The sequence below is a fragment of the Kangiella aquimarina DSM 16071 genome (genome assembly GCF_000374105.1).
GTDB classification, from domain to species: domain Bacteria; phylum Pseudomonadota; class Gammaproteobacteria; order Enterobacterales; family Kangiellaceae; genus Kangiella; species Kangiella aquimarina.
Genome location: NZ_KB893650.1, coordinates 764,964 through 789,377, shown reverse-complemented (window position 1 = coordinate 789,377; position 24,414 = coordinate 764,964). Strand labels below are relative to the sequence as shown.

General features: G+C 44.1%; 27 protein-coding genes. 7 read left to right on the top strand and 20 right to left on the bottom strand.

What is annotated here, in order from left to right:
• Positions 1-7 precede the first annotated feature (7 nt).
• From slmA to coaBC, 3 genes are all read right to left on the bottom strand, one after another.
• Positions 8-601, bottom strand: coding sequence for a nucleoid occlusion factor SlmA (gene slmA, locus B158_RS0103920; RefSeq protein ID WP_018624050.1), 594 nt, complete (start codon positions 599-601; stop codon positions 8-10).
• A gap of 32 nt (positions 602-633) precedes the next feature.
• Positions 634-3,054 (bottom strand): phosphomannomutase/phosphoglucomutase, encoded by a 2,421-nt coding sequence (locus B158_RS13555; RefSeq protein ID WP_018624049.1) that lies wholly within the window; start codon positions 3,052-3,054, stop codon positions 634-636.
• A gap of 100 nt (positions 3,055-3,154) precedes the next feature.
• Positions 3,155-4,354 (bottom strand): bifunctional phosphopantothenoylcysteine decarboxylase/phosphopantothenate--cysteine ligase CoaBC, encoded by a 1,200-nt coding sequence (gene coaBC / locus B158_RS0103910; protein WP_018624048.1) that lies wholly within the window; start codon positions 4,352-4,354, stop codon positions 3,155-3,157.
• Between the two features lie 143 nt (positions 4,355-4,497).
• On the opposite strand from coaBC, the gene radC reads away from it, so the two are divergent.
• From radC to B158_RS0103870, 7 genes are all read left to right on the top strand, one after another.
• Positions 4,498-5,172, top strand: coding sequence for a RadC family protein (gene radC, locus B158_RS0103905; protein WP_018624047.1), 675 nt, complete (start codon positions 4,498-4,500; stop codon positions 5,170-5,172).
• A gap of 209 nt (positions 5,173-5,381) precedes the next feature.
• Positions 5,382-5,618, top strand: a complete 237-nt coding sequence (rpmB, locus tag B158_RS0103895; protein WP_018624045.1) for a 50S ribosomal protein L28 — start codon at positions 5,382-5,384, stop codon at positions 5,616-5,618.
• Between the two features lie 12 nt (positions 5,619-5,630).
• The gene (gene rpmG, locus B158_RS0103890) at positions 5,631-5,786 is read left to right on the top strand and encodes a 50S ribosomal protein L33 (protein ID WP_018624044.1); all 156 of its coding nucleotides are present in this window, start codon (positions 5,631-5,633) and stop codon (positions 5,784-5,786) included.
• Positions 5,787-5,972: 186 nt separating this feature from the next.
• Positions 5,973-6,782: a bifunctional DNA-formamidopyrimidine glycosylase/DNA-(apurinic or apyrimidinic site) lyase gene (gene mutM, locus B158_RS0103885; protein ID WP_018624043.1), complete on the top strand. Its 810-nt coding sequence runs from the start codon at positions 5,973-5,975 to the stop codon at positions 6,780-6,782.
• 109 nt (positions 6,783-6,891) lie between these two features.
• Positions 6,892-7,308, top strand: a complete 417-nt coding sequence (locus tag B158_RS0103880) for an ExbD/TolR family protein (RefSeq protein WP_018624042.1) — start codon at positions 6,892-6,894, stop codon at positions 7,306-7,308.
• A 180-nt stretch (positions 7,309-7,488) separates the two neighbouring features.
• Entirely contained in the window at positions 7,489-7,902 is a 414-nt protein-coding gene (locus B158_RS0103875) for an ExbD/TolR family protein (RefSeq protein WP_018624041.1), read from the top strand.
• 32 nt (positions 7,903-7,934) lie between these two features.
• A complete protein-coding gene (locus B158_RS0103870) occupies positions 7,935-8,306 on the top strand; it encodes a DUF3301 domain-containing protein (protein ID WP_018624040.1) in 372 nt (123 codons plus the stop codon).
• Positions 8,307-8,345: 39 nt separating this feature from the next.
• On the opposite strand, the gene B158_RS0103865 is transcribed toward B158_RS0103870, so the two are convergent.
• The 17 genes from B158_RS0103865 to B158_RS0103785 all read right to left on the bottom strand — a co-directional run bounded on the left by B158_RS0103865 (position 8,346) and on the right by B158_RS0103785 (position 24,202).
• Complete coding sequence (locus B158_RS0103865; protein ID WP_018624039.1) at positions 8,346-8,723, bottom strand: YkgJ family cysteine cluster protein; 378 nt, start codon at positions 8,721-8,723, stop codon at positions 8,346-8,348.
• 106 nt (positions 8,724-8,829) lie between these two features.
• Complete coding sequence (locus tag B158_RS0103860; protein ID WP_018624038.1) at positions 8,830-9,594, bottom strand: patatin-like phospholipase family protein; 765 nt, start codon at positions 9,592-9,594, stop codon at positions 8,830-8,832.
• A gap of 59 nt (positions 9,595-9,653) precedes the next feature.
• Positions 9,654-9,914, bottom strand: a complete 261-nt coding sequence (locus B158_RS0103855; protein ID WP_018624037.1) for a YfhL family 4Fe-4S dicluster ferredoxin — start codon at positions 9,912-9,914, stop codon at positions 9,654-9,656.
• Between the two features lie 105 nt (positions 9,915-10,019).
• Entirely contained in the window at positions 10,020-10,502 is a 483-nt protein-coding gene (coaD, locus tag B158_RS0103850) for a pantetheine-phosphate adenylyltransferase (protein WP_018624036.1), read from the bottom strand.
• 44 nt (positions 10,503-10,546) lie between these two features.
• Positions 10,547-12,097, bottom strand: a complete 1,551-nt coding sequence (locus tag B158_RS0103845; protein ID WP_018624035.1) for a GMC family oxidoreductase — start codon at positions 12,095-12,097, stop codon at positions 10,547-10,549.
• Positions 12,084-12,674 (bottom strand): hypothetical protein, encoded by a 591-nt coding sequence (locus tag B158_RS0103840; protein ID WP_018624034.1) that lies wholly within the window; start codon positions 12,672-12,674, stop codon positions 12,084-12,086. Before B158_RS0103840 ends, B158_RS0103845 begins: the two co-directional genes overlap by 14 nt.
• Complete coding sequence (locus B158_RS12860; RefSeq protein ID WP_018624033.1) at positions 12,674-14,056, bottom strand: coniferyl aldehyde dehydrogenase; 1,383 nt, start codon at positions 14,054-14,056, stop codon at positions 12,674-12,676. Before B158_RS12860 ends, B158_RS0103840 begins: the two co-directional genes overlap by 1 nt.
• 96 nt (positions 14,057-14,152) lie before the next feature.
• Positions 14,153-15,127, bottom strand: coding sequence for a hydrolase (locus B158_RS0103830; RefSeq protein WP_018624032.1), 975 nt, complete (start codon positions 15,125-15,127; stop codon positions 14,153-14,155).
• Between the two features lie 17 nt (positions 15,128-15,144).
• Positions 15,145-16,212: a uroporphyrinogen decarboxylase gene (hemE, locus tag B158_RS0103825; protein ID WP_018624031.1), complete on the bottom strand. Its 1,068-nt coding sequence runs from the start codon at positions 16,210-16,212 to the stop codon at positions 15,145-15,147.
• A 75-nt stretch (positions 16,213-16,287) separates the two neighbouring features.
• Entirely contained in the window at positions 16,288-17,544 is a 1,257-nt protein-coding gene (locus B158_RS0103820; RefSeq protein WP_018624030.1) for an SPOR domain-containing protein, read from the bottom strand.
• An 11-nt stretch (positions 17,545-17,555) separates the two neighbouring features.
• Positions 17,556-18,638 carry a 3-dehydroquinate synthase gene (gene aroB / locus B158_RS0103815; RefSeq protein WP_018624029.1) on the bottom strand — a complete coding sequence of 361 codons (1,083 nt, stop codon included), beginning with the start codon at positions 18,636-18,638 and terminating at the stop codon, positions 17,556-17,558.
• Between the two features lie 12 nt (positions 18,639-18,650).
• Positions 18,651-19,175 (bottom strand): shikimate kinase AroK, encoded by a 525-nt coding sequence (gene aroK, locus B158_RS0103810; RefSeq protein ID WP_018624028.1) that lies wholly within the window; start codon positions 19,173-19,175, stop codon positions 18,651-18,653.
• Between the two features lie 96 nt (positions 19,176-19,271).
• A complete protein-coding gene (gene pilQ, locus B158_RS0103805; protein ID WP_018624027.1) occupies positions 19,272-21,362 on the bottom strand; it encodes a type IV pilus secretin PilQ in 2,091 nt (696 codons plus the stop codon).
• 11 nt (positions 21,363-21,373) lie between these two features.
• Positions 21,374-21,934: a pilus assembly protein PilP gene (locus B158_RS0103800; RefSeq protein WP_033413822.1), complete on the bottom strand. Its 561-nt coding sequence runs from the start codon at positions 21,932-21,934 to the stop codon at positions 21,374-21,376.
• Positions 21,931-22,560, bottom strand: a complete 630-nt coding sequence (locus tag B158_RS0103795) for a type IV pilus inner membrane component PilO (RefSeq protein WP_018624025.1) — start codon at positions 22,558-22,560, stop codon at positions 21,931-21,933. Before B158_RS0103795 ends, B158_RS0103800 begins: the two co-directional genes overlap by 4 nt.
• A complete protein-coding gene (locus B158_RS0103790; protein WP_018624024.1) occupies positions 22,560-23,135 on the bottom strand; it encodes a PilN domain-containing protein in 576 nt (191 codons plus the stop codon). The genes B158_RS0103795 and B158_RS0103790 overlap by 1 nt, the downstream gene beginning before the upstream one ends.
• Entirely contained in the window at positions 23,135-24,202 is a 1,068-nt protein-coding gene (locus B158_RS0103785) for a pilus assembly protein PilM (RefSeq protein ID WP_018624023.1), read from the bottom strand. The genes B158_RS0103790 and B158_RS0103785 overlap by 1 nt, the downstream gene beginning before the upstream one ends.
• Positions 24,203-24,414: the final 212 nt, after the last annotated feature.

Genomic DNA, 24,414 nt, shown 5'->3' with positions numbered 1-24,414 from the left:
TTCTTTTCTAGTTTAGAGAAACCATATTATTGAGCAGGGGCCATTGCTGGTCCCAGCTTGCTAATGGCGACTGCAGAAAATCTGTGCGTACATATTGCTGAATTCGGCCCTCGACAACAGCCATCAATAAATTGGCACGGCTTGCTACGTCAGGATTAAATTTGCCACTCACTGCCACTTCATGCTGCCTGAGCTGTTGTTTCAGTTGGGTTTCGATACGATTAAACAACTGACTAATGCGGCCTCTTAAACGCTCATTTTCACCAGCCAATGCCTCTCCTGTTAACAAGCGACAAATACCTGGATTCTTGCTGGCAAAGGTTAGAACCAGCGTCATGATCTGGAAGCACTGCTCTCTAATATCTTCCTGCTCTTTTGCTATCCGATTAATACGTGAGAACAAGGCCTCTTCAGTAAATTCAATCAGCCCCTCAAACATCCGAGCCTTGCTTGGAAAGTGTCGATATAAGGCCGCTTCTGAAACACCCACTTCCTGTGCCAACTTTGCGGTCGTAATTCGCTCCCCGGGACCTTTTTCCAACATTAAGGCCAAAGCTTGCAAGATTTCTTCTTTGCGCTTTGTATTCTTTTTGGTTGTCATAATACTCTCAATTTTCCAACTTATTTTTTAATTTAAAAATTTACTTTTAACTTAGGTGCTATTGCCAATAACTGCTCCCTCAGCAGCGTCTTGACTTGCTCCAATGCTTCACTTGAGTCAGCCTCGAACTTAACCACAATACTTGGCGTGGTATTTGAAGCCCGTGCCAATAACCAACGATCCGGGTACTCTACTCTGATTCCGTCTATCGTTGAAACCTTGCCGTCACCAAACTGACCTTTTTTAATAAGTACCTCAATCAATTTGAATTTGATTTTATCTGCAACCGGGACATTAATTTCTTCAGTTTCCAGACTTTGAGGTAGCTGTTCAAAGATTTCAGCCAAGGAGCGTGGATCCTTACCCAATATCTCCAATAAACGACCCGCAGCATACAGCGCATCATCAAAACCATACCAGCGCTCTTTGAAATAAATATGACCACTTCCCTCGCCACCCAGTTGGGCACCAGTTTCCTGCATTTTGGCCTTCATTAAAGAATGACCCGTTTTCCAGATAATTGGATGACCACCATGCTTTTTAATCATGTCTGGCAAGTGACGGGTACACTTAACGTCATACACGATTTCAGCACCGTTTTTGCGCGATAGAATATCCATTGCCAGTAACATCATTAACCGATCTGTCCAGATAACATTGCCTTGGTTGTCAATCACCCCGAGACGATCACCGTCTCCATCAAAAGCCAAACCAACATCAGCCTTCTCCTGCAATACCATTGCAATCACATCTTGCAGATTCTTGGCATGATTTGGATCGGGATGATGATTCGGGAAATTTCCATCGATCTTGGTATGTAAGCCAATAACATCACAGCCCAGAGCCTGAAACAGACGAGGGGCTATATTTCCTGTCACACCATTACCACTATCAATAACAATTTTTAGTGGTTTATCCACTTTGATATTAGAGGCAACTTCTTCAAGATATTGTTGCTCTATTTGATAATCCGTTATCTGACCATGACCGCTCAGGAAGTCCTGCTCACGGATTCGTGTATAAAGCGTCTTTACATCTTTGCCATGAATGGTTTCACCGGCTAACACAACTTTCAAACCATTATGATTAGTTGGATTATGGCTTCCGGTTAGCATTACTCCAGAGTGAGTATCCAGCTTATGCGTCGCGAAATACAGTAGTGGAGTAGGTACCATGCCTAAATCAATAACATCTCGGCCACTGTCCACCAGTCCCTGTTTGAGCGCCTCATGTAGCTCTGGGCTGGAAATCCGACCATCTCTGGCGACCACCACTTTCTGCTCACCTCTACCATAAGCTTCGCTACCAATTGCTAAGCCGAGGGCATAAACAACGCCAGCGTCAAAATCTTTATCGACACGCCCGCGCACATCATACTCTCGGAATATATCGGCACTGATTGAATGGCTGATGGTTTCAAGATCGAATTGACCAGAACTTGCTACTGTCTTCGTAGCAGATACACTCGTCTCGTTGTCATCACTGGCATCATCCTCAACCTGCAGGCCACTTTCTTCAATCTCTTCAGCACTTTGAGATGGCGCAACAGGCTCCTTTAAGCCAACTACTCTACGATAGCTTGAAGCCATATCGTTAAAAAACTTGAGGCTAAAATGATTAGGCATGTGCTGGTCATTAATGCCTTGAATAAACTCACGAGCATCTTTATTTAATAATCGCTGCAAACTAACCATCGGCATCAAGGCAGCAATTAATAATGCAATAACAGCTCCCAGCATCAATAAAATGGGTAGCAAACCAGCAGTCGCTAAAAAATTACCGGTTCCCTGCCAGAATGCAACCGTCCAGTTTGCTCCAAATGCAGGAGACACGACTAGCGGCTGGCCTGCTCCGGGGTTGGTTCCGGCGGAAGCAATAGTGTGATTGGATTCAGCAAAGCTTTGGCGCAGCTCAAAGTAGGTGCCAGGATCCGCTCCACCCATAAGGCCAGCCATCTGACTCGGTTGAACGGTCGCCATTAATGCACGCTGATCATTTAGCTTATGTACAAAAGCAACATAATCCGCCTGCCCTTTATTCAATATCAGTTCAGGAGGAACGTCCTCCCCTGCCAATGCTTTTCTGAGCAAATCAACAACGACATGGGTGATGACCGGTCTGTTATCCAGGTTGACCTGCAAATCCTCAGGCGAAAAAAACTGCACCTGATCGATCTGTGGAGTAGATGATTTGATATCACGTACCAGTTGAGCTTCGTCAGATTGCCCACCTGTTTGAGCCGCCACGGAAATGGTCTTCTGGATTTGACTAATTTTTTGCTCGATGAGATCGGCACGCTCTTCAATCTGCGAACCAATTAATTGTTTGGCCTGAGTTTCCAGCGGTTGCTGGATTCCCAAATAGTAAAGAACTGCGCCAACCACGCATAACAAAGCCAAGCCTATGATTAGTGGTAGTAAAAAAAAGCTAACCAGACTTTTACCTTTCCCCATGCATCCCCCTTGTAGATCCTTCGCGGTCTATTAATTTGCACTGTAAAGCAATCAGCCTTTGCCAGATATTCAGGACGCTGATCGTCCTGACATCCAAAAACTATTTAATACCGGGTAAAAAATTCACCAGCTGGTGTGCTATGACTGATTTTAAAGCAGGCCCTAATTGCTGCACCTGCAACGCTCCGTCTTTTTTATAGTAAACACTCACTTCATTATTGTCACTTGAAAAACCAATGTCTTTTCGACTGACATCATTGGCGCAAATGACATTGATTCCCTTTTTGGTCATTTTAGCCTCGGCATATTCTTCGATATTGTTGGTTTCTGCAGCGAAACCCACGCAAAATGCGGTATTTTGCTCTGCCGCCCATCTCAAAATATCCGGGTTCTGAGTTAACTCAATGGTCAGCCCATCATCAGATTGTTTTTTCAGTTTTTGTTGCGCAGCCACTTTGGGACGATAATCAGACACTGCGGCGCAGGCAACGAAGGTATCTACCCCCTTAAACTGACTCTGTACAGCCTCAAACATCTGTTGCGCAGTTTGCACGTCAATGCGCTTTATTGAGCCACTTACAGTAAGATTCACTGGCCCAGTTACCAGAGTCACCTCAGCACCGGCTCTGGCCGCTGCTTCAGCAATAGCAAAGCCCATTTTGCCGGAGCTACGATTGGCCAGATACCGTACCGGATCAATCGGTTCAACCGTTGGTCCTGCGGTAATGAGCCAATGCTGGCCTTTTAGTGGCTTATCGTTAAAGTGGTCATCAATTCGATTTAATAAATCCGAAGGTTCCAACATGCGACCAGGCCCCACATCACCACAGGCCTGATCTCCTTCGTCAGGTCCCCAAATTTCAATACCTTTTAACATCAGCTGCTGCACATTGTGCTGAGTTGCCGGATTAGCCCACATTTGCTGATTCATGGCAGGAGCCACGGCTATCGGACTGGCCGTTGCAAGACACAGAGTCGTCAGTAGATCATCAGCCATACCCGCATTTAAACGGGCCATAAAATCTGCTGAAGCAGGTGCTACCACAACAAAATCTGACCATCTAGCCAGTTCAATGTGCCCCATCGCAGCTTCTGCATTTGGGTCAAGCAGATCATGATGCACCGGATTGCCACTTAGCGCCTGTAGTGTCAGTGGCGTAATAAATGCCTGCGCCCCTTTAGTCATGACAACTCTGACTTCGGCACCTGCTTTTTTTAGATTACGACATAGCTCCGCACTCTTGTACGCAGCGATACCACCTGTAATACCCAGAAGGACTTTTTTACCTTGCAACTTCATGCTAACCGGTTGATTTAACTTAACTTATAATATTTGGCACAGTTTACGCCTTTACGCACAAAATTTATAGCGAAAATCCTAATTACACTTGGGTGCTAGCCTTCTAACATTTCTGACTCATTGTGAGTGAAACAGGGAAGAATATGAAAATAATGGAATGGCCTCAGGAAGAACGGCCAAGAGAAAGACTGTTGCGGCAGGGACCACAAAGCCTATCCGACGCTGAGCTGCTGGCTATTTTTCTGCGCACCGGAACTCAGGGGCTCAATGCAGTCGATCTGGCTCGTCATTTACTCGGTGAATTTGGTAGTTTACGTGCACTGCTTGAAGCAGACCTCAAAAAGTTCACCAGCCACCTCGGTCTGGGCAGTGCCAAATATTGTCAATTGCAGGCCTGTCTCGAGCTATCAAAGCGCTATTTGCAGGAAAGCCTGCAACACAGCCAGTCATTTACCAATCCTAATGACGTCAAACTCTATTTAAAAAGTCTGCTAGGTCACCAAAAGCGAGAACAGTTTGTGGTGCTGTTCCTCAATAATCAACATCAACTATTGGCCACAGAAACCCTATTCCAGGGCACCATTAATAGCTCAGAAGTCCACCCCAGAGTAGTCGTGGAGAAAGCCCTGACCTATCACTCCGCGGCAGTTATCCTCGCCCATAATCACCCCAGTGGCTCTCTCGAACCCAGCCCATCTGACCGCCATATCACGGATAAAATTCAGGAAGCTCTGGGCTTATTGGATATCCGCACGCTAGACCATATCATCGTCGCACAGGGAGGAAGCTATTCCTTTGCTGAGCATGGGCTATTATAATGTCGTCCGGCCGTTACTCAGCTTCAAATCAGCTGTAAACACCCAAATTCAACAAATTACGCCAGAAACAGGCCATTTGCTATGAGTTTTGTTGTCAAGCAGGCTGCTTTCTGGTATAAAGTGCGCCCAATTTGAAGAGCTGCGATGTTCCAATTACCAACATCGTGCCCTTAAACCGTTTTATTTGAGTTATTTTTTGGAGGCTATCCATGGCTAAGGTTTGTCAGGTAACAGGTAAGCGTCCTGTGACCGGTAACAATGTGTCACACGCGAAGAACAGAACCAAGCGTCGCTTCTTACCTAATTTGCATTCTCACCGTTTCTGGGTTGAGAGCGAGAAGCGTTTCGTTAAATTACGTGTATCTGCAAAAGGTATGCGCGTTATCGATAAAAAAGGTATCGATACTGTGCTAGCTGAATTGCGTGCTCGTGGCGAAAAAGTATAAGGAGCGATAGAGATGCGCGATAAAATCCGTTTAGTATCAAGTGCCGGTACTGGTCACTTCTACACTACAGACAAAAACAAGAAAAACATGCCAGGCAAAATGGAAATCAAAAAATTTGATCCAACCATTCGCAAGCATGTTATCTACAAAGAAGCTAAAATTAAGTAATTTTATTTAGCCATCTTTTCAGTTTTTTTGAAAAACTTGTTCCAATAGATGGTTTAAAGACTTTAAGTTTTCTGCCTCCAAGAAAACGCTTCTATGTAATCAAAAAGCCCAGTTAACTCTGGGCTTTTTGCGTTGTAATCGATAATATTAGACACACTTTCAAACTGCCCATTCTTTTAAATTCCAATGCCTGAGTTACCCGAAGTCGAAACCACCAAAAATGGCCTCGCACCACACATAGTCGGCAAACCCATCAAAGCCGTGAATATCTACCAACCACAGCTACGCTGGCCAATAGCAGTAGAAGCAAAAGCACTGGTAGGGATAACATCAGGCGAGATTCGTCGCCGTGCCAAATATATGCTCTGGGAATTCCCCAGCGGCAGCCTGGTTATGCATCTGGGCATGTCGGGCACCATGCGTGTCGTCAGCGCTCAGACAGCACTGAAAAAGCATGACCACTTTGAAGTGGTGTTTGAGGATGGTAGCGCCCTGCGATTTAACGACCCGCGGCGCTTCGGAGCCATTTTGTGGCAACCAGCAGGTGAAACACTGAGTGTTTTAAGCCAGCTGGGACCAGAGCCGCTGAGCGATGACTTTGACGGAAAGTATCTCCACACCGCCCTATCCAAGCGCAAGGGTGCCATTAAAAATGCCATCATGGACAATAAAGTAGTGGTTGGCGTCGGTAACATCTATGCCAGCGAGTCGCTATTCATGAGCGGCATTCATCCAAAGCGGGCGGCTAACAAGGTCAGTCTTGCTCGCTGCAACCTGCTGGCAGGTTTTATTAAAGCCGTTCTGGAAAAGGCGATTGGTGAAGGTGGCACTACCCTGAAGGACTTTACCCAAACTGATGGCTCGCCAGGCTATTTTGCGCAACAACTCAATGTCTATGGCCGTGCAGATTTGCCGTGTAACCAGTGTGGTTCTCTGATAAAGAAGCAAATTATTGGCCAACGCTCGAGTTTTTATTGCCCCAAATGCCAGCGATAGTTATTTCTTCTCGCTAGCATCAGGAGGTTAGTTCTGCTATGTTAAAACTGCAGCCTTCAAATAGACGTCCAGAAGGCTTTGCTATAACTTAGATCATAAGGAGCTGGCCATGTTAAAGCATTCAAAATCTAATGCCGCGCAAGTAACTTCAGCAGAAGCAAAAGTCGATATGACTTCGCTACTAGACATCGTCTTCATCATGCTGCTTTTCTTCATCGTCACCACCAGTTTTGTCAAAACTCAAACCATTGATGTGTCCAAGGCAACCAATCAGTGTCAGGGCGGCTGTGAACAGGACAGTCAACCCATACTGGTCAGCATTAATGAGGATAGCCAGGTGATTTTTGATAATAGAATCATTGACATAGAAGCGGTTCGCGCCAATATCGAAGGACAACTGGTTAACTCTCCTGACGCCACATTATTAGTCCGCGTGAATGACATGGCTCTGCATGAGACCCTGATTGGGACTCTGGACCAGGCAAAACAGGCCGGTATTCAAAAGGTTAGCGTTGCCCGCTGGTAATCAAGATAGTCTGATCGGAATTTGCTAAATTTACACTAGACATTTAGCTCTGGATCACATTTAATGTGCCAGCTATACTAACTTAATTGGTGAAATTGTCGCCCAGATGTAACTTTGTTGGCCACTTCTGGATTAACCAGAACCGCCAAACAAAAGGCAGAGCGATAGGATTAGAGAAATATGCGTAGAAAAAATAGAGAAGATGATGAAACCTCCATTGATATGACACCGATGCTGGACATCGTGTTTATCATGTTGATTTTCTTCATCGTAACAACCTCATTCGTTAAAGAGTCAGCTGTTGATTTGGCGCGTCCTACGACTAACCAGGACACTACGCCACCGGAAAATCCTCCGCCATTGATTGTTGTATCAATCGATGAGTCGAGCAATGTCATTATCAATGACCGTACTGTTGATAAAGAAGCTATTCGTGCAAACATTGAAACTCAGCTAGCCGTTGACCCACGTTCACCGGTTCTGGTTCGTGTACATGAAGACGCTTACAACGAAGTATTGATTGCTGCGGTTGACCAGGCCAAGGAAGCCGGCGTTGAGAAAGTCAACGTTGCTAAGTGGATTGTTGGAAAGTAACAATCGAACACAGCTATTGAGAAAAGGCGGCTTTGGCCGCCTTTATCTTATCCGGACGATTAATTTATTACCGCAAAACGACTAACCCATTCATGGCCAACTTACTCATTATTTTAGCGATCGCTCTTGCTCTGGGCTTCTGGCTCTACAATAGCCGAATCAGTGAGCAGGCCCACAAAACAGCTCTCAAAGCCTGTCAGGATGCCTATGTGCAGAATCTGGATGGGTATGTCGCCTTAAAAAAAGTCTATTTTGATAAGACTCCTGACGGTAAATGGCGCTTCCTCAGACGCTATCAATTTGAATTTGCCACTGATGGCGCTAAACGCTATGTTGGCCACGTCATCATGCAGGGCCGTTGGCCTATTATTGTTGAGATGGAGTCTCCGCAGGAGCCCGTTTAATTGCTACGTGCTGAAGCGCCTGCCTTTGAGCAACAATCCCTAAGCCACAATTTCAATATCAGCATTATCTGGCTCAAGCTGCACAATATGGATTGGGACTAACCCGTAACGCGCTCGCGCTCTATCGCAGCCAGGATTGACGCCATCGAAGTTAACCTCAAAGTCTCTGCAGGGGCTTGGTCTGTCACTATAGATACTACAGGTTGCATCCTGACCAACTGTACCCTTAAGTGCAACGCAACGAGGCTCTGTTCCCTGAGTTCCAGACATGCAAACTCTCTGCGGACTAATTTTCTCAGTTAATTCAGCAGGAACTTGGCCATAAGGAGCCAGAGTGGTTTCACCCCAATAAAAAGATACGCGATAGGTTGCACAGCATGCGCCGCAGGTAATACAAGGATTAGAATTCGTGCTCATCGCTCAACAGGACGCCAAACAGTCACACAACAAAAGAACGCATATTCTAATTGAGCTTAAAGAAGCTTGTCTACCAATCTTTACAGGTTAAAGCCTGAATCTAATCTCACTCAGAGTTCACGCTGACAGAGCCATCGACCACAGTCCGATGCAGAGCCTTTTGAGCAGCCTGATACGCTTTCTGATAGGCAACTTGACCGATATCCAGTTTAAAGGGTCCAGAACGTGGAAGATCGTGGATTACCAGGCTGGTTAAATTGTCACGCTTAGGAACTTGTATGGCTGATGAGTTTTTGCGTCGCCAGGGTGATTTAGAGGCAATGTGATGATAAAAAATTCGTTCTCCGGGCTCAGTTGCATCTAAAGCCGGTCTATCTTTAATACCGCCATCCAGAAGGCGATGATTATTAATCGTTATAGGCTGAAACATCACGGGGATGGCGCACGATGCGTAAATGGCAGAAACCAGATCGCCTTCATTCAGGATAATAGTTTGTTTGCTATCCATTGAGTAAGCAGACAAACACAGTTCTGCGCGACAGTCTGAGAAATTATTTACTGTTAAAGAATCAGCTAGCAGCTGACGAAATTTATCGCCTTTCAGTAAACCCTGACCAAAACCGGGGTCCCAGAAATCCTGCCTTCTAAGTCTAAACAACAGCTCCTTGATATCTTGTGCACTCATACCTCCAGCCCAGCATCCGGCAATTAGTGCCCCAGCGCTCGAACCAGTTAGTTTCCGAGGTAATAAATCAGCTTCCTCTAACGCCTTTACTACTCCGGCATGAGCGAAAAAACCAAAAAATCCTGAGGATAAGGTTAAGGTAAAAGGCTCTTCTGCAAGCCACTCTCTGAGTAGGGTTCTAGACATGGAATGAGTGGGATAAAAAAGGCGACTTTCGTCGCCTTAAGCTAGACTGTAAACAGGTCTTAACCGACAAATTTATTGCCCGTTAATTTTTCATACTTGATGACCAGTTCTTCGTGAGTCTCGGAATGTTCTTCATCTAAAGGAATGCAGTCTACCGGACACACCTGCTGACATTGAGGCTCATCATAATGTCCAACACACTCGGTACATTTATTAGGGTCAATTTCATAGATCTCTTCACCCTGATAAATGGCCTCGTTAGGACATTCAGGCTCACAAACATCGCAGTTGATACATTCGTCAGTAATTTTTAATGCCATAAGGATCGTTAATCTCTATTACGCAAATCGCTTTGCTATTATCGCCTATATATCTCTCAAGTTCGAGTATTCAAGCCAGAATATTTTTAATGCTACAAGCTCAACTTAAGACTTAAACTTATCAAAAAGCGCCTGCTCCACACGTTCATCCACAAACGCGGAAATATCACCGCCCAATGAGGCAACTTCACGGACCAGGGATGAAGAAATATAGGAATATTTTTCCGAAGGAGTTAAGAATATTGACTCGAGATCAGGGTCAAGATGGCGGTTCATATTAGCCAGCTGGAATTCAAACTCGAAGTCTGAAACAGCTCGAATACCACGTAGGACGGCTATCGCATTGTTTTCTCTCGCAAAATTAGCCAGCAGTCCACGGAAACCTAAGACCTCAACCTGTGGATTATCCGCAAAGATCATACGCACCATATCAACCCGCTCGTCCAAGCTAAACAAAGGCTTCTTTGCCGGACTATGAGCAATCGCAATGACCACCTTATCAAATAAACGGCAGGCACGATTCACCAGATCCATGTGGCCTTTAGTGATAGGGTCAAAAGTTCCTGGGTATAAAACCGTTTTCTTCATAATTCTTTCAAATAATTAAAAAGCCATCTTACTGAAAAGCGCTATCAAATCCTAGAGCCTGCCGCCAACTGACTGGCCAGTTTAGCAACTAGTCCGTATATAGAAAGCTGGGGGTTAGCTCCAATACTGGTTGGGAATATCGATCCATCAAATATATAGAGCCCTTCCAGATGACGATATCGACCAGATTCATCAACTACTGATCGTTTTTCATCACCGCCCATTGCACAGCCTCCCATTACATGGGCACTGAAAACCAATGCTTCCAACGGCTTCATGGATAACTGCTCGATTGCTGTTTTGGCTTTTTTCCAACTTCGATAAGGTTGTGCGTATAGATGAATGGGTAGCACCTGTTTTGCGCCTGCTGCAAACTGCATTTCAGCCATTGCCAGCAGTGCCTTTTGCGCACTTTTCCAGAAATAGTCATTTAATTCATACTTCACCTTTGGATAGCCATAGTCATCCAGTACCACCTCACCACCGACACTTTGTTTACTAAAACCGTCACGCAGTAAAGCGATTGAGCCCTGTATATTTGGAAATTGTTTCATCAAGGCAAAGTGTTCCTGCCCGAAGCTGGTCAAAACTGTTGAAGTTAGCAGCGGATGAAGTGGAGCAGCTTCAATTTTAAAGCCGATTTCATCATTATCAGGCCATAAGAAATGATCGCTGTAAATGCTTTGTGGGGCTCCAGCGTATCCATTGATTGCTTCCGGCATTACCGCCGCACTGATGACGGTAGGATGTAGAAATGTTCTCTTGCCAATTAGATTGTTTGGATCGGGAACCTTTGAGCGTAACAGTACGGCTGGCGAACCAATCGCTCCGGCACTCAATATAATTAATGGAGCTTGAACTGAGATAGTAGTCTTAGCTAGCGGCTGACCAAATTCATCCATTGCAATCAGTTCACAACCTGTTACGGCCTCGTTGCTATAGGTTATCCGTTCTACCCGCGCTTTATAAATAAGTCTCGCGCCAGCCTTGAGTGCAGTCGGAATTGTAGTGACCAGCATGGATTGTTTAGCGTTGATGGGACAGCCCAAACCACAGTAACCAAGATTGGCACAGCCTTTTACATTGCGGGCAATGGTTGCATGTGACCAACCAAGCTTTTCAGCACCATTAGCTATCGTTCGATTGTTTGGATTGGCTGGTATCTGCCATGGTTCGATATTTAACCGTTGTTCCATCTTGGCAAACCAGGGAGCCAGTGACTCTTTGCTATGGGCTGCAATCTCGAAATGGGTTCGCCAATGCTTTAAGGTCTGTTCTGGTGTTCGGAAACTGGTGGTCCAGTTTACTGTCGTCGAACCACCAACAGCTCGCCCCTGCAGAATATTGATTGCCTTGTCTAACGTCTTGCGCCCAGCAGATTCCTGATACAGTTGAGGGTAAGCTTCTTTTTCGCGCATGTTGAAATCGCGCGCAGTTTTCAAAGGCCCCTCTTCTATCAACAAAACTTTGTAGCCAGCTTCTGCAAAAATCTCGGCACTGACTCCACCACCGGCACCTGTTCCCACAATTACGACATCAGCAGTCAGTGTTTTCTTCTGCAATGTGGCTGCATCATAGGTATTAGAGGTCTTCATAGAACGACTCGGGTAAATTCATTTGCGGTGGTCCTGGATAACCAATATTTTGCCAGCTTATCGGCTCGCCATAAAATGAACCCACAATGATTTGATGCAAACCAAGATATCCAACTCTCAATAATGCGACATAGCTTTCTCGCCACGACGACAGGAATGATTGAAGAGAATCTATATCAGCCTGATTCCATCGAGTCCAGATACCTGCCACCAAAGCTTTACTTAGCTGAAAACTGAGCAGGCTGAACAGTTGACGTAACTCATCCTGTGTTGATTGGGGAAGACCACTAATGGCTCCATCAATGTTTCTTAGAACCAGGAATCTTGATGCTTCATCATCTTTATCCAGAGCAGGATAAAGGTACGCAGGTATGATGGCCCAAAGCAGAAGCCGTTCATCCAAGGTTAAAAAGCGATAGGGGTATTGATCAGCTTCGACAACTTCTACAGACTCCGTTAGCGACAGCTGCCATAGGCTCACACCTGAGGCGATGGCAAAGCTTCCCCATAAGGCGCCTTTTAGTATTTTTCGCCGCGCTGTACTTTGAATGGATTTATCACCTGATTCTTTTTTCATTATCGACCTCTCATCAGTCGATATAAAAACTTGCTCAGTTTGCCATAAGGCGGGTAAATCAATTTGGAACTGGCGATACGAGACTGCTTAAAGATACTTTTAGCGTGGGAAAAAGTTTTGAAGCCTTCAATACCGTGGTAATGCCCCATACCACTAGGGCCTATACCGCCGAATGGCAGGTTTTCCTGACTCACATGTAATATCGTATCATTAACCGTCACGCCCCCTGAGTGGGTCTCAATCATCAGGCGTTTGAAGTGGTTCTTGTCATAAGATAACAGATAGAGCGCCAATGGGCGTGGACGGCTATTGATGGACTTTATAACACCATCTATAGAATCAAAAAATATTACCGGTAATGATGGTCCAAAAATCTCCTGCTGCATGATTAACATTTGATCATTAACCCCCAACACCAGATGAGGAGGCTGTTTTCGTCCGGTTGTTTCTGATTCTTGAAACAGAGGAATCAAGTCAGCGCCTTTTTCCTTAGCATCATCCAGTAATTGCTGATGACGCTCCCACTGTTTGTTATTGATCATTGCAGTGTAATGTGCGCGTTTCCAGTCGGGATAAAATTTCTGGGCGACGTCCTGACAAGTTTTAACAAATGAATTTTTATGTGAACTATGGACAAAGACGTAATCCGGAGCCAGGCAGGTCTGTCCTGAATTTAATAGCTTTCCAAACAGTAACTTTTCAACCGCTTTTTCTATAGGGTAACCCTGATCGATAATAGTCGGTGATTTTCCACCAAGCTCTAATGTTACAGGCGTTAAATTTTTACTGGCCGCTGCCATAACTTTTTTTCCGATATCGGTAGAACCAGTAAACAGAAGATGGTCGAAGGGAAGAGCAGCAAAATCTGCGGCCACCTGTGCATCACCGTTCACAACATTCAGCCAATCATTATCAACATATTTATCGCACAACTCAGCAAACAGCTGACTAAAATGGGGAGTAAACTCAGACATCTTTGTCATGACTCGATTGCCAGCAGCAATAGCAGCGACTATTGGGCCTATGGCTAAATAAAGTGGATAGTTCCAGGGCACTATAACGCCAACTAGCCCTAGTGGTTGATACATAACTTTAGCCGTTGCTGGTTTAAACCAGAGACTCACTTTCCGTTTCTCAGGTATTACCCATGAAGATAAATGTTTACTGGCATGCTGAATGGTTTTTATGGACGGGAATAGCTCGGCAATTTGCGTTTCGAATGGTTCGCGATAGGAAAAGTCTTTATTAATCGCTTCAATAATTACTGCCTCATTTTTAAGGAGCATTTTCTTAATTTGCTTTAAGACTTTACGGCGCTCTTTAACTTCTGGATAGGGCTGCTCAAATGCTTTTTGTTTTAAATTTTTGAAGACTTGTTCCATTGCCTTGCGTCATCTTATTTGTCGAGGATTCAGCATAGCAAATTTTGAATGGAAATCTATAAGCAATTTTCAGACTTCAGATTTAGATATCAGTCCTTACAGAAACCGATCAAAGTAATCGAGGATGGTCTTTTCAAGGAAAAAACTAGCGTTCGATAGACTAGCTTCATTAACAAACCCAACATGACCACCATGAGCACTGACTCTTAGCTCAAGACTTTCTGACATCTGCTTATCTTTGGGAATGATTTCTGGCGACATGAAAGGATCATCTTCAGCATGTAGCACCAAAGCTGGCTTAGTAATGGTTTTCAAGTAATAAATACTGGATGCTGTGCGGTAATAATCCTCAGCATCGTCGAACTCGTTTAATCGTGAGGTTACTCGATTGTCGAACTCTCTGAACGAACCGATTAGCATCAAATCCTTCAGCGTCAGATTAAGCTTTTTCAACAATTCATCAGCAGTAAACTTGCTGGCAATCTTCCGTTTTAGTGCGGTCAACAGGTAATGCTTATAGATTTTTGAAAATCCCTGATCAATGGAGTCAGCACAAACGGATAAATTAAACGGAGTAGATACCGCACAACCGGCAGTGATATTGGCTCTATCACCCTGCTCACCAAGCCATTTCAAAAGAATGTTCGCCCCTAATGAGTAGCCCGCTACAAATAGCTTTTCAGGATTTTTTTCATTCTGAATATGCTGCATAACCTGATGCAGGTCTTCACTTCGACCAGAATGATAGGTTTTATCCAGTCGATTCATTTCACCACTACAGCCACGCCAATAAACCAAAACGCCTCGCCAGCGTCTTTGGTGAATTTTAAACAGCATACGGCGTAAATAGGGAGAGTCTATTCCGCCTTCCAAGCCATGCAACAGTACTACAGTTGGTGCATGGCGGCTTGGATTGAGCCAGTCGATATCTATAAAATCACCATCATCAAGCTCAACTCTTTGCCGCTCTAAATTGGGCAGAGGAATTTTCGGGCTCAAGGGAGCCCAGAATGTTTGCAGGTGACGATTACTGAGCCACCATGGCGGGTTAAAGTCACTTTCCTTGCGCATAATACTTCACTTTGCTTTTATGTGTGATAGGCCTTGCTCAACTCATGTACTGATTGAATGAATACGCCAGCTTTTTCTGGCTCTACCGTTTGATGAATACCATGGCCCAGGTTAAATACATGCCCAGAACCTTTACCGTAACTTGCCAAAATGGTAGCTACTTCTTCACGAATTCGTTCATCTGATGCATACAGTATGGAGGGATCCATATTACCTTGCAATGCAACTTTTCCAGCAACTTTAGCACGCGCATCAGCCAGATCAGTTGTCCAGTCAACACCAAGACAGTCACAACCAGTTGCCGCCATAATATCGAGCCAGGCTCCACCACCTTTAGTAAATAAGGTCACAGGTATCTGTTGACCCTCATGTTCACGCTTAAGGCCATCGACAATTTTTTGCATATAGCGTAACGAAAATTCCTGATAATCCCTTGGACTCAAAACACCACCCCAGGTATCAAAAATCATGAGCGCCTGAGCACCTGACTCAACCTGTGCATTCAAATATACAATAATCGAGTCTGCCAACTTATCAAGAAGCTGATGCATAATCGCAGGCTCTTTGTACATTAAGCCTTTAACTTCTGAGAAGTTTTTAGTAGTGCCACCTTCCACCATGTAAGTTGCCAGCGTCCAGGGGCTGCCTGAGAAACCAATTAAGGGGACTTCGCCCTTGAGTTCACGACGAATGGTTGATACGGCATCAGTCACATACTTCAACTCCTGATACGGGTCAGGGATTGGCAATGCTTTGACATCCGCTTCACTTCTAACGGGCTTGCGAAAAGCTGGACCTTCACCCGGCGTAAAATACAAACCTAAGCCCATTGCGTCAGGGATAGTTAGAATATCTGAAAATAGAATGGCGGCATCTAAAGGGTAACGACGAAGTGGTTGCAGCGTGACTTCACAGGCCAATTCAGGATTGGTACACAGGTCCATGAAACTGCCTGCTTCTGCTCTCAGTTGACGATACTCTGGCAAATAGCGTCCAGCCTGGCGCATCATCCAGATTGGTGTTCTATCAACGGGTTGTTGTAAACAGGCTTTAATATAACGATCGTTTTTTAGCGGGTGGCTCATAGTCTTTTCAGTTAGCCGTTGTCATGGCCGCCATTATAAAGGTTATAAACACCTAAAACAGCCCAATATGATATTTTACTGACTTATCTCAGCCGCAATTGCAGAAAAAGGTCTAATCCAGGGCTGCTGATTTAATATATGCGGCGGTAGTGACAGGATAGCCTGCTCAGCTTCGGCACGGGTCAGGTATGAGCCCCACAGCACTCTATAGCGCACTTCATTGTTGACATTAGCTTTGTATACATAGCTATCGGCAAGGTCTAAAGCTTTTTGAAACTCAGTTGCAGCCTCGCGCTGGGTATTGGAATATAGCTGCACACTGTAGTGATCCCTGGATTGTGCATCAAACCATTGTTCAAAAGTTGGTTTTGAAGCAACAACAAGTTCTGCTGTCGCAGGCTCCGGTTCAGATAATGCAATTTCAGCAATTGGGTCTTTCACCGGATTATCCTCAGCCAACTGCTGTTCTTCTGAACTTTCTGCATCAAGAGAAGGTTCACTCTCTTTGCTGTCTATTTGAGGCGACTCTGCGATTTTGTCCTCCTCAACAGTAACCTTTTCTTGAACCACTTCCAATCGCTGGTTTTGCAAGTCATTGCTTTGTGGCTCATCAGAGTCTGTAACAATTAGTGCAATTATGAAGACAACAGCTGCAACGGCTAGTATTGCGGTTGTCCACCAACCTTTACTTGCCTTCTCAAAAGACTCATTGCTTTCATAACCACTTACCAGCTTTTTCATGCTTTTTTCAGCATTTTCCACTATCAGCTTTGGCAGACCTTTTGACGCATACCAGATAGTATCGCTCTGCATTTGCGACAGCTGCATCATTTTAGGCTGATCATGTAATTGTTTTAGCAGGAATTGGTAACAGTCCTGCTTTGTGAATAGCGGCAGTGTGACATGGTTATTAAAGAAATCAGATAAGCGTTCACTGGTTCCTATTTCGCCTAATAATAACCAGAAAACATTGTCGGTCGGCTTTGTCAGATGGACTAACAGGCTAGTTGATGCCTCATGTGCATCATCGACTACAACAATTAAAGGCTTAGTTCGTTCTTCAGGTAATTGATTATATATCTGCTCAAATGTACTTAATGGGTGTACCTGAACTCGCTGACATTCAACAGACTCATCGAGCAAAAGTCGCTTTTCAAGAATTAAACCAAAAGTACTTTTGCCAGCTCCAAAATCGCCTTCCACTAGGGTATAACCGCCATTCAATGCCTTATGTCGAACCACTGAAATCAATCTCTTCCAGCTCTCTGGAAGAAATAAAACTCTGCGTTCTGCAGTAAACGGATTATTATTTTTTGCCAGTTGGAGTGTCATGGTCTTTAGGATTAATCCATCGCTTGTGTTAAAAACTCATTGATCTCATTTAGAGAAACATTTTTATCAATCATAACCTGACCAACTTTCTCTGGCAAAACTAAGGTAATGCTTTCACTGGTATTTTTTTTATCTAGTCGCATGGCGCTGGTTAATTCAGCTGCATTGAGATATCCAGGAATTTTGGTTGGCAGACCGAATTTTTGAATGACTACCACTATTCGTTCGAAATCTGTTTCCGATAAGCTATTTTTAAACGAACTAAATTTTGCTGCCAGACATATACCAATGGCAACCGCTTCGCCATGTAATAGCTTGCCGTATCCGGCACATGTTTCAATGGCATGACCAAAGGTATGCCCCAAATTTAACCAGGCTCTAATACCTTTTTCTTTAGCATCCTTTGCGACTATCTCTGCTTTAATTCGACAGGAGGTTTCAATCATAGTCACCAAGGCACTTTCATCATGCTCTAGTATGTGAAACGCATTTTCTTCAAGCCACTCAAAAAAGGCACTGTCAGCAATGATTGCTGCTTTAATGATTTCACTAATACCAGCTAAAAACTCCCTCTCTGGGAGCGTGTCCAATGTTTTGATATCAGATACTACCAGGCTAGGTTGATGAAAAGCTCCAATCAGGTTTTTACCAAGCGGGTGATTAACTGCCGTTTTTCCACCCACTGAAGAGTCAACCTGGGACAGCAAAGTTGTAGGAACCTGAATAATGGACATACCACGATTGAGACATGCTGCAGCAAAACCTGCCATATCTCCCACAACACCTCCGCCAAGCGCCACAATGGTGTCATTGCGACGTAGCCCTACAGAAATCATGCCGTTTAACAGCTCTTGCCAGGCTTCTAAACTCTTGTACTGCTCTCCATCAGGTAGTAAATAGGTAAATACAGAATAGTCGGATAGAGCAAGTTTAAGCTGGTCTAGATAAAGTGGTGCAACCGTTTCGTTGGAAACGATGAAAACTGAGTTGCCCTTTAAGGAATCAGCAAAGACCTTTTTATTGAAAAGATCTTTGCCTATAAGAATCTTATAAGTGAATGGTTCTGAATCGAAAGATAAGTCAATATATTTCAATGGCTTATGACTTTAAGCAATAGGTTGTTCCATTAACTCAACAATTTCTTTTGCCACTGATTTCACGGAGCTAATATTGGTAGCTACGGTTAAATCTGCAATTTCCAGATAAAGTGGCTCACGCTCTTTCATCAGACTTTCTAATGTTTCGCGTGGATTATCATTTTGAATTAATGGTCTACGTTTATCGCGACGAGTTCTTTCTAATTGCTGCTCAATTGATGTCTCAAGATATACAACAACGCCTCTTGCAGCCAGGAAGTTTCGGCTCTTATCTGAAACAATGGCACCACCTCCAGTGGCTAGAACAATGCCTTGACGCTGTGTTAACTCTTCCAGTATGGCCTCTTCTCTTTTACGAAAGCCATCTTCACCTTCGATATCAAAGATCCAATCAATAGGCGCACCCGTACGTTCCTCAAGCTCATGGTCACTATCCACAAACTCAAGCTTAAGAATTTCGGCCAACTGCTTGCCAATTGTTGTTTTACCGGCACCCATTGGTCCCACTAAAAAGATATTGCGCTTACCTTTCATTGTATTTTTTGAACTCTTCGATTACCAAAACAGATAAAAACCAAAAACCCAGGCGTGCGAATTATACCTGGGTTTTCAGTAATTGGGTACGAGGGATTAGTTTTTCAAGCCCTGCTCAATAATTTTTGGTGTTACGAATATGAGCAGCTCTTGCTTGGTGTCCTCACGCTGAGTGTTTTTGAACAACCAGCCCAGCAAAGGTATATCACCCAGCAATGGTACTTTAGACTCGTCGTAAGTCGTTCTGTGTTGGAAAATACCACCAAGAACAATGGTTTCACCATTCTCAACTAACACTTGAGTACCTACTTCTTGAGTATTAATTGCAGGAGCGGCGGCAACACCATCAAAAATTAAAGACTCACCTCTTGTATCCTGAATGATTCTCAAGTCTAAGATTACATTCCCATCAGGTGTAATTTGAGGAGTCACTCTTAATTCAAGTACTGCTTCTTTGAATTGAATCGTGGTTTGACCACCAGCACCACCTGAGCTCTGCTGATAAGGAATCTCTTCACCAGCTTTTATATATGCTTCTTTTTGATTCGCCGTGATTACCTTTGGACTTGCTACCACTTCACCACGATTCTCGGACTCAAGAGCCGAAAGCTCCATATCTACTACGATTCCGTCTTGTAAGCGAGCAAATGACAGACCTAAAGAGCCAGCAGGATTAGCAATTGGTAAGTTAACATTAAAGTCACTATTAACTTCACCAGAGTTCATGACATCACTGACTCCAAAACGAGAACCAAGGTCACGAGCGAATCCATCATCTGCGGTTACAATTCTTGCTTCAATTAGTACTTGTCTTACCGGGATATCTAGCTGCGCGACTAAACGGCGAACATCTTCCAACTTGGTTGCTACGTCTTGAACTAATATAGTGTTAGTTCTTTGATCAACTGACACGGAGCCACGCTCAGATAGAACTCCAACAGACTGCCCTTCATCCGAACCCAGTCCGGACTTTAAGATAGCGGCTATTTCTGGTGCTTTGGCGTAATTGACTTGGATAAGCTCAGTACGAAGTGGAGCCAGTTCTTCCTGTTGCTTGTTAGCCTCAAGTTCCTGTTGCTCGCGTTCTGCAATTACGTCAGCAGGAGCAATCATCATGACGTTGCCATCTTGTCGCTTACCCAAACCTTTCGATTTAAGGATAATATCCAAAGCCTGATCCCAAGGTACATTAACCAAATTTAGAGCCATTGAGCCTTGGACATCATCACTGATAACGATGTTGATACCCGCAAAGTCACCCAAAGTGTGTAAGATAGCCTTTAGATCCATATCCTGGAACTGAAGCGTGAGTCTTTCACCTGAATATTTAGGCTGTTCACGTTCACGTTTTTCAATTTCCTTCTGGGTGAGAGGCTTCAATTCAATTGTATATTGATTATTTGCCTGATAAGCCAAATATTCAAAAGTATCATTTGCTCGAATGGCTAAACGAACAGCATTACCGCGAGAAGTGGTTTCGACTATTTGTGCAGGAGTTCCAAAATCAATTACATCTAACCTACGAATGAATGCTGGATCTATATCTGCACCCATGAAATCTGCAATTACAGTTCGTCCTTCTTGACGCAAGTCTACAGAAACACTTGGGTTACCAAGGTTTACAAGAACTCGGCCTTCACCATTCACTCCACGACGGAAATCTATGCTTGAGATATCATAACCTGAATCTGTGCTATAACTTGATGTCCGGCTGGGCTTTGTACCACTATTTGAGGCAACACTACCTTGTTCCAAGGTAATGACATAATCAGAACCTTCTATTTGGCTGTTATAAGAAACTAGTTCAGACAAATTAATAACTACTCGAGTTCTATTTTGAGCCTGGATAGCGGTTACAGAGTTAACAACGCCGACACCAATTTCCTTTGTTTTAAAATCTAGTCCTGAGTCAACACCTTCAAAATCCATTGAGATTCTGGCAGGGTTTGCAGTTGTAAACTCCTGAGGTGTTGGTGGAACGTCTGAGTAAGTCATTCTCAGCTGAACCTTGTCCCCTGGAAGCACGTTGTAGTTAATGGCTTCAAGTTGGCTGGCGTGCACTCCCCACGATGCAAGCATCGCGAAAGCAAAAACCGAGCAACTTTTCATAAATGTAGTAGTCTTTGTCAACATAGTCGATTTACCCAATTGTGACTTGTTTGTCCATAAATGGTTTGTATTTTTCATAGTCCAGCCCCCTACTGCCCTAAGACAAGGTATTGTGTGCGAGCTTCCCAACACCCACGACCATTGGGAACTATGGCTTCAATGGTGATTTGGTTGCTATCAATCTTAGTGATGCGACCATCATCTAAGCCAAGATACTCACCTTCATGAACAGGTTGTATTACGCCTGCACTGTCACCACTCAAAATCTTAACTAGACCGCGGTGCTCTTTGTTATTGGAAATCAGGCCTACATATTGCAATGCATCAAGACCATATTTTTCTAATTCATCTTTACGCCTATTTGGATCCGGCTTAACGTCAGAAACACAGTCCGCATCAATCTGCAGTAATCTGCTTTCAAACTCAGGATCAAGCCTAGCAAACGGGCTACGCATATCCGATGCAGAATATGTGAATGGCTCATAGGGCTTCACTTCCGGCAACGGTGGCACACTCGTTGGTGTATCATTCTTTATCTGTTGAACCTGTGCCTGTAGGCTGGACAAGTCAGCATCCTCGCAACCTGCAAGCATCCCCATCATTACTGATAACCCCAGTAGGGTTGCTATTTTGTTATTACGGTAACTCACTGCTGCTCATCCTCTGATTCATAACGATAAGTTTTGGCAAGTACACTGAAGCTTAAGCGCTCTGCCCCCTCAGAATCCGGTTGCGCGCCTCTTCTGTTATTTGCAGCTGAACGTGCAGGTTCAATTTTAAAATCATGCAAAGTCACAATTCGAGGCAAACCAGAAATGCGACTGACAAAGTCAGCAATTTGGTGGTAACTTCCAGTCGCTAAAATTTGAATTGGCTTCTCGATGTAAAACTCCTGCTTTACTTCATCTAAGTACTTGTGTGACAGAAGTTCGACCCCGGCACCTGTAGCCGCATATGATATTTCATCAAGCAACCCTGGAATCTCTGTATTTCGTGGCAGCTGCTGCAATAACCCTTTAAAGGTTTCCTGCATTTCAGCCATTTGATCACGATAAGCCTGTAAATTCGCAGCCTTCTTATACTTTGTCTTAAACTCTTCAATTAATTGAGTTTCTTTGACCTGTGCGGACTCTAGGGCACTAACCTGATCTTTCGTATCAAGGTAATAACCTAGACCTAGCACTACCAGCATCACAGCCACGATAACAAAGATTTTGCCTGGAAGAGGCCACGACCCAATATTATTAAAGTCTTGATATTGACTTAAATCAGCCATTATTGACCTCCTTCCTGCTGGCCATTATTTTCAAGGCCTGGGGTTATTTGCTCAGCATCTAAAACAAAGTTTTGGGCTGGCATACCTTTATCATCTTTATTAACATCTCTTAAAGCTTGGGTTTTTAAACGCTCTGCAGCGTCCATTTTACGCATAAACTCCGATATACGAGGTGTTGTTTCCGCCTGCCCGGTAAAAGTTAGGTTTGTACCTTTCCTCTCCCAAGTTGTTAAATTGATACCCTCCGGAACAACGTTCACTAACTCATCAAACATACGTACCACCTCTGGACGGCTTTGCTGCAACCCCTGAATCAGATCCATACGCTTGATTAATTCTTCACGTTGTTTCTCCAACTTATTAATTTCAGCAATTTGACGATCAAGCTGTCTTAATTCAGTTTCCAGAAACTGATTTCTGGCTTGCTGACTCTCAATTCTTGACGCCATAACTGAATGCACCAAGAACCAAATCAGGCCAGCAAGAATTGCCATTAAAAATAAAGTAATAAAGAATTCTTTTTGTCGCTCCTGACGCAGTTCCTCACGCCAGTCGAGTAAGTTAATGCGTGCCATTAGTCGAAACTCCTTAGTGCTAGTCCACAGCTAATCATCATCGCTGGAGCATCCGCACTTAAAGCCTGAGTATTCACATGGGAAGAAATCGACATTTCAGCAAATGGGTTAGCAACCCGTGTTGGGGTTCCCAGGTGCTCCTGAATCATGCCATCAAGGCCATCAATTGAGGAACAACCGCCCGCCAAAATGATTTCATTAACAGAATTAAATTCGCTCGCAGAGAAGAAGAACTGTAAGGCGCGCCCCACTTGCTGGGTTATAATTTCCGCGAATGGAATCAGAACTTCTGTTTCGTAATCATCAGGCAAGCTACCCTGCTTTTTCGCCAAGCCAGCTTCTTGATATGACAAACCGTAACGGCTTTGAATTTCCTCAGTTAGTTGGTTACCACCAAATAACTGCTCGCGGTTATAAATAACCTGTCCATTACGCAAAACATTTAAGCTGGTCATGGTGGCACCGATATCCACAATGGCCACTACCGAGTTTTCGATATGCTCAACGGTCTTCTTTTTGGTTAACTGATAAGCACGCTCAATGGCGTAAGCCTCAATATCCACCACTTTTGGAATCAGGCCCGCAATTTCCAGTGCATCAACACGAGAATCTACGTTCACGCTTCGAGACGCTGCTAATAGTACGTCAACCTGGTTATCATTCACATCTGAATCACCCAAGACCTCAAAGTCAAGATTAACCTCTTCCAATGGATAAGGTATATATTGATCTGCTTCGACCTTGATGACGTCTTCCATCTCCTGGTCGGTCAGTCCCTTTTCCATCTGAATAGAACGAGTGATAACCGCGGAACCAGAAACGGCCACGGCTGCATATTTTGTTGTTGTACGAGCCTTATCGACAGCTTTCTTGATTGCATTGCCGACGGCTTCAGTATCACGAATATCGCGCTCAACCACCACACCTTGTGGTAGTGGTTCTACCGCATAACGATCAACTCTGTAACGATTCCCCACTTTGCCAAGCTGGAGTACCTTAACAGCTGTCGAGCTGATATCGATACCGATGACTGGTACTTGTTTCTTTTTGAATAACCCCAGAACCATAAATCCTATGCCTCATTAAGTTGGTTCAACATCTTCCCTATGCGTTATCTATCTTAGACTTGTCCCCAAAAAAGTGCATACTTTTTCATCACGAAAGTTAAACTTTTTTATTAACTAACGTCTCTAAGATACTATATTTACACTGATTTACAAAAAAATTCAGCCTTTTTTTTAGAAAAAGGTATACTGGTGCTCAATTATTTCCCGAGCTT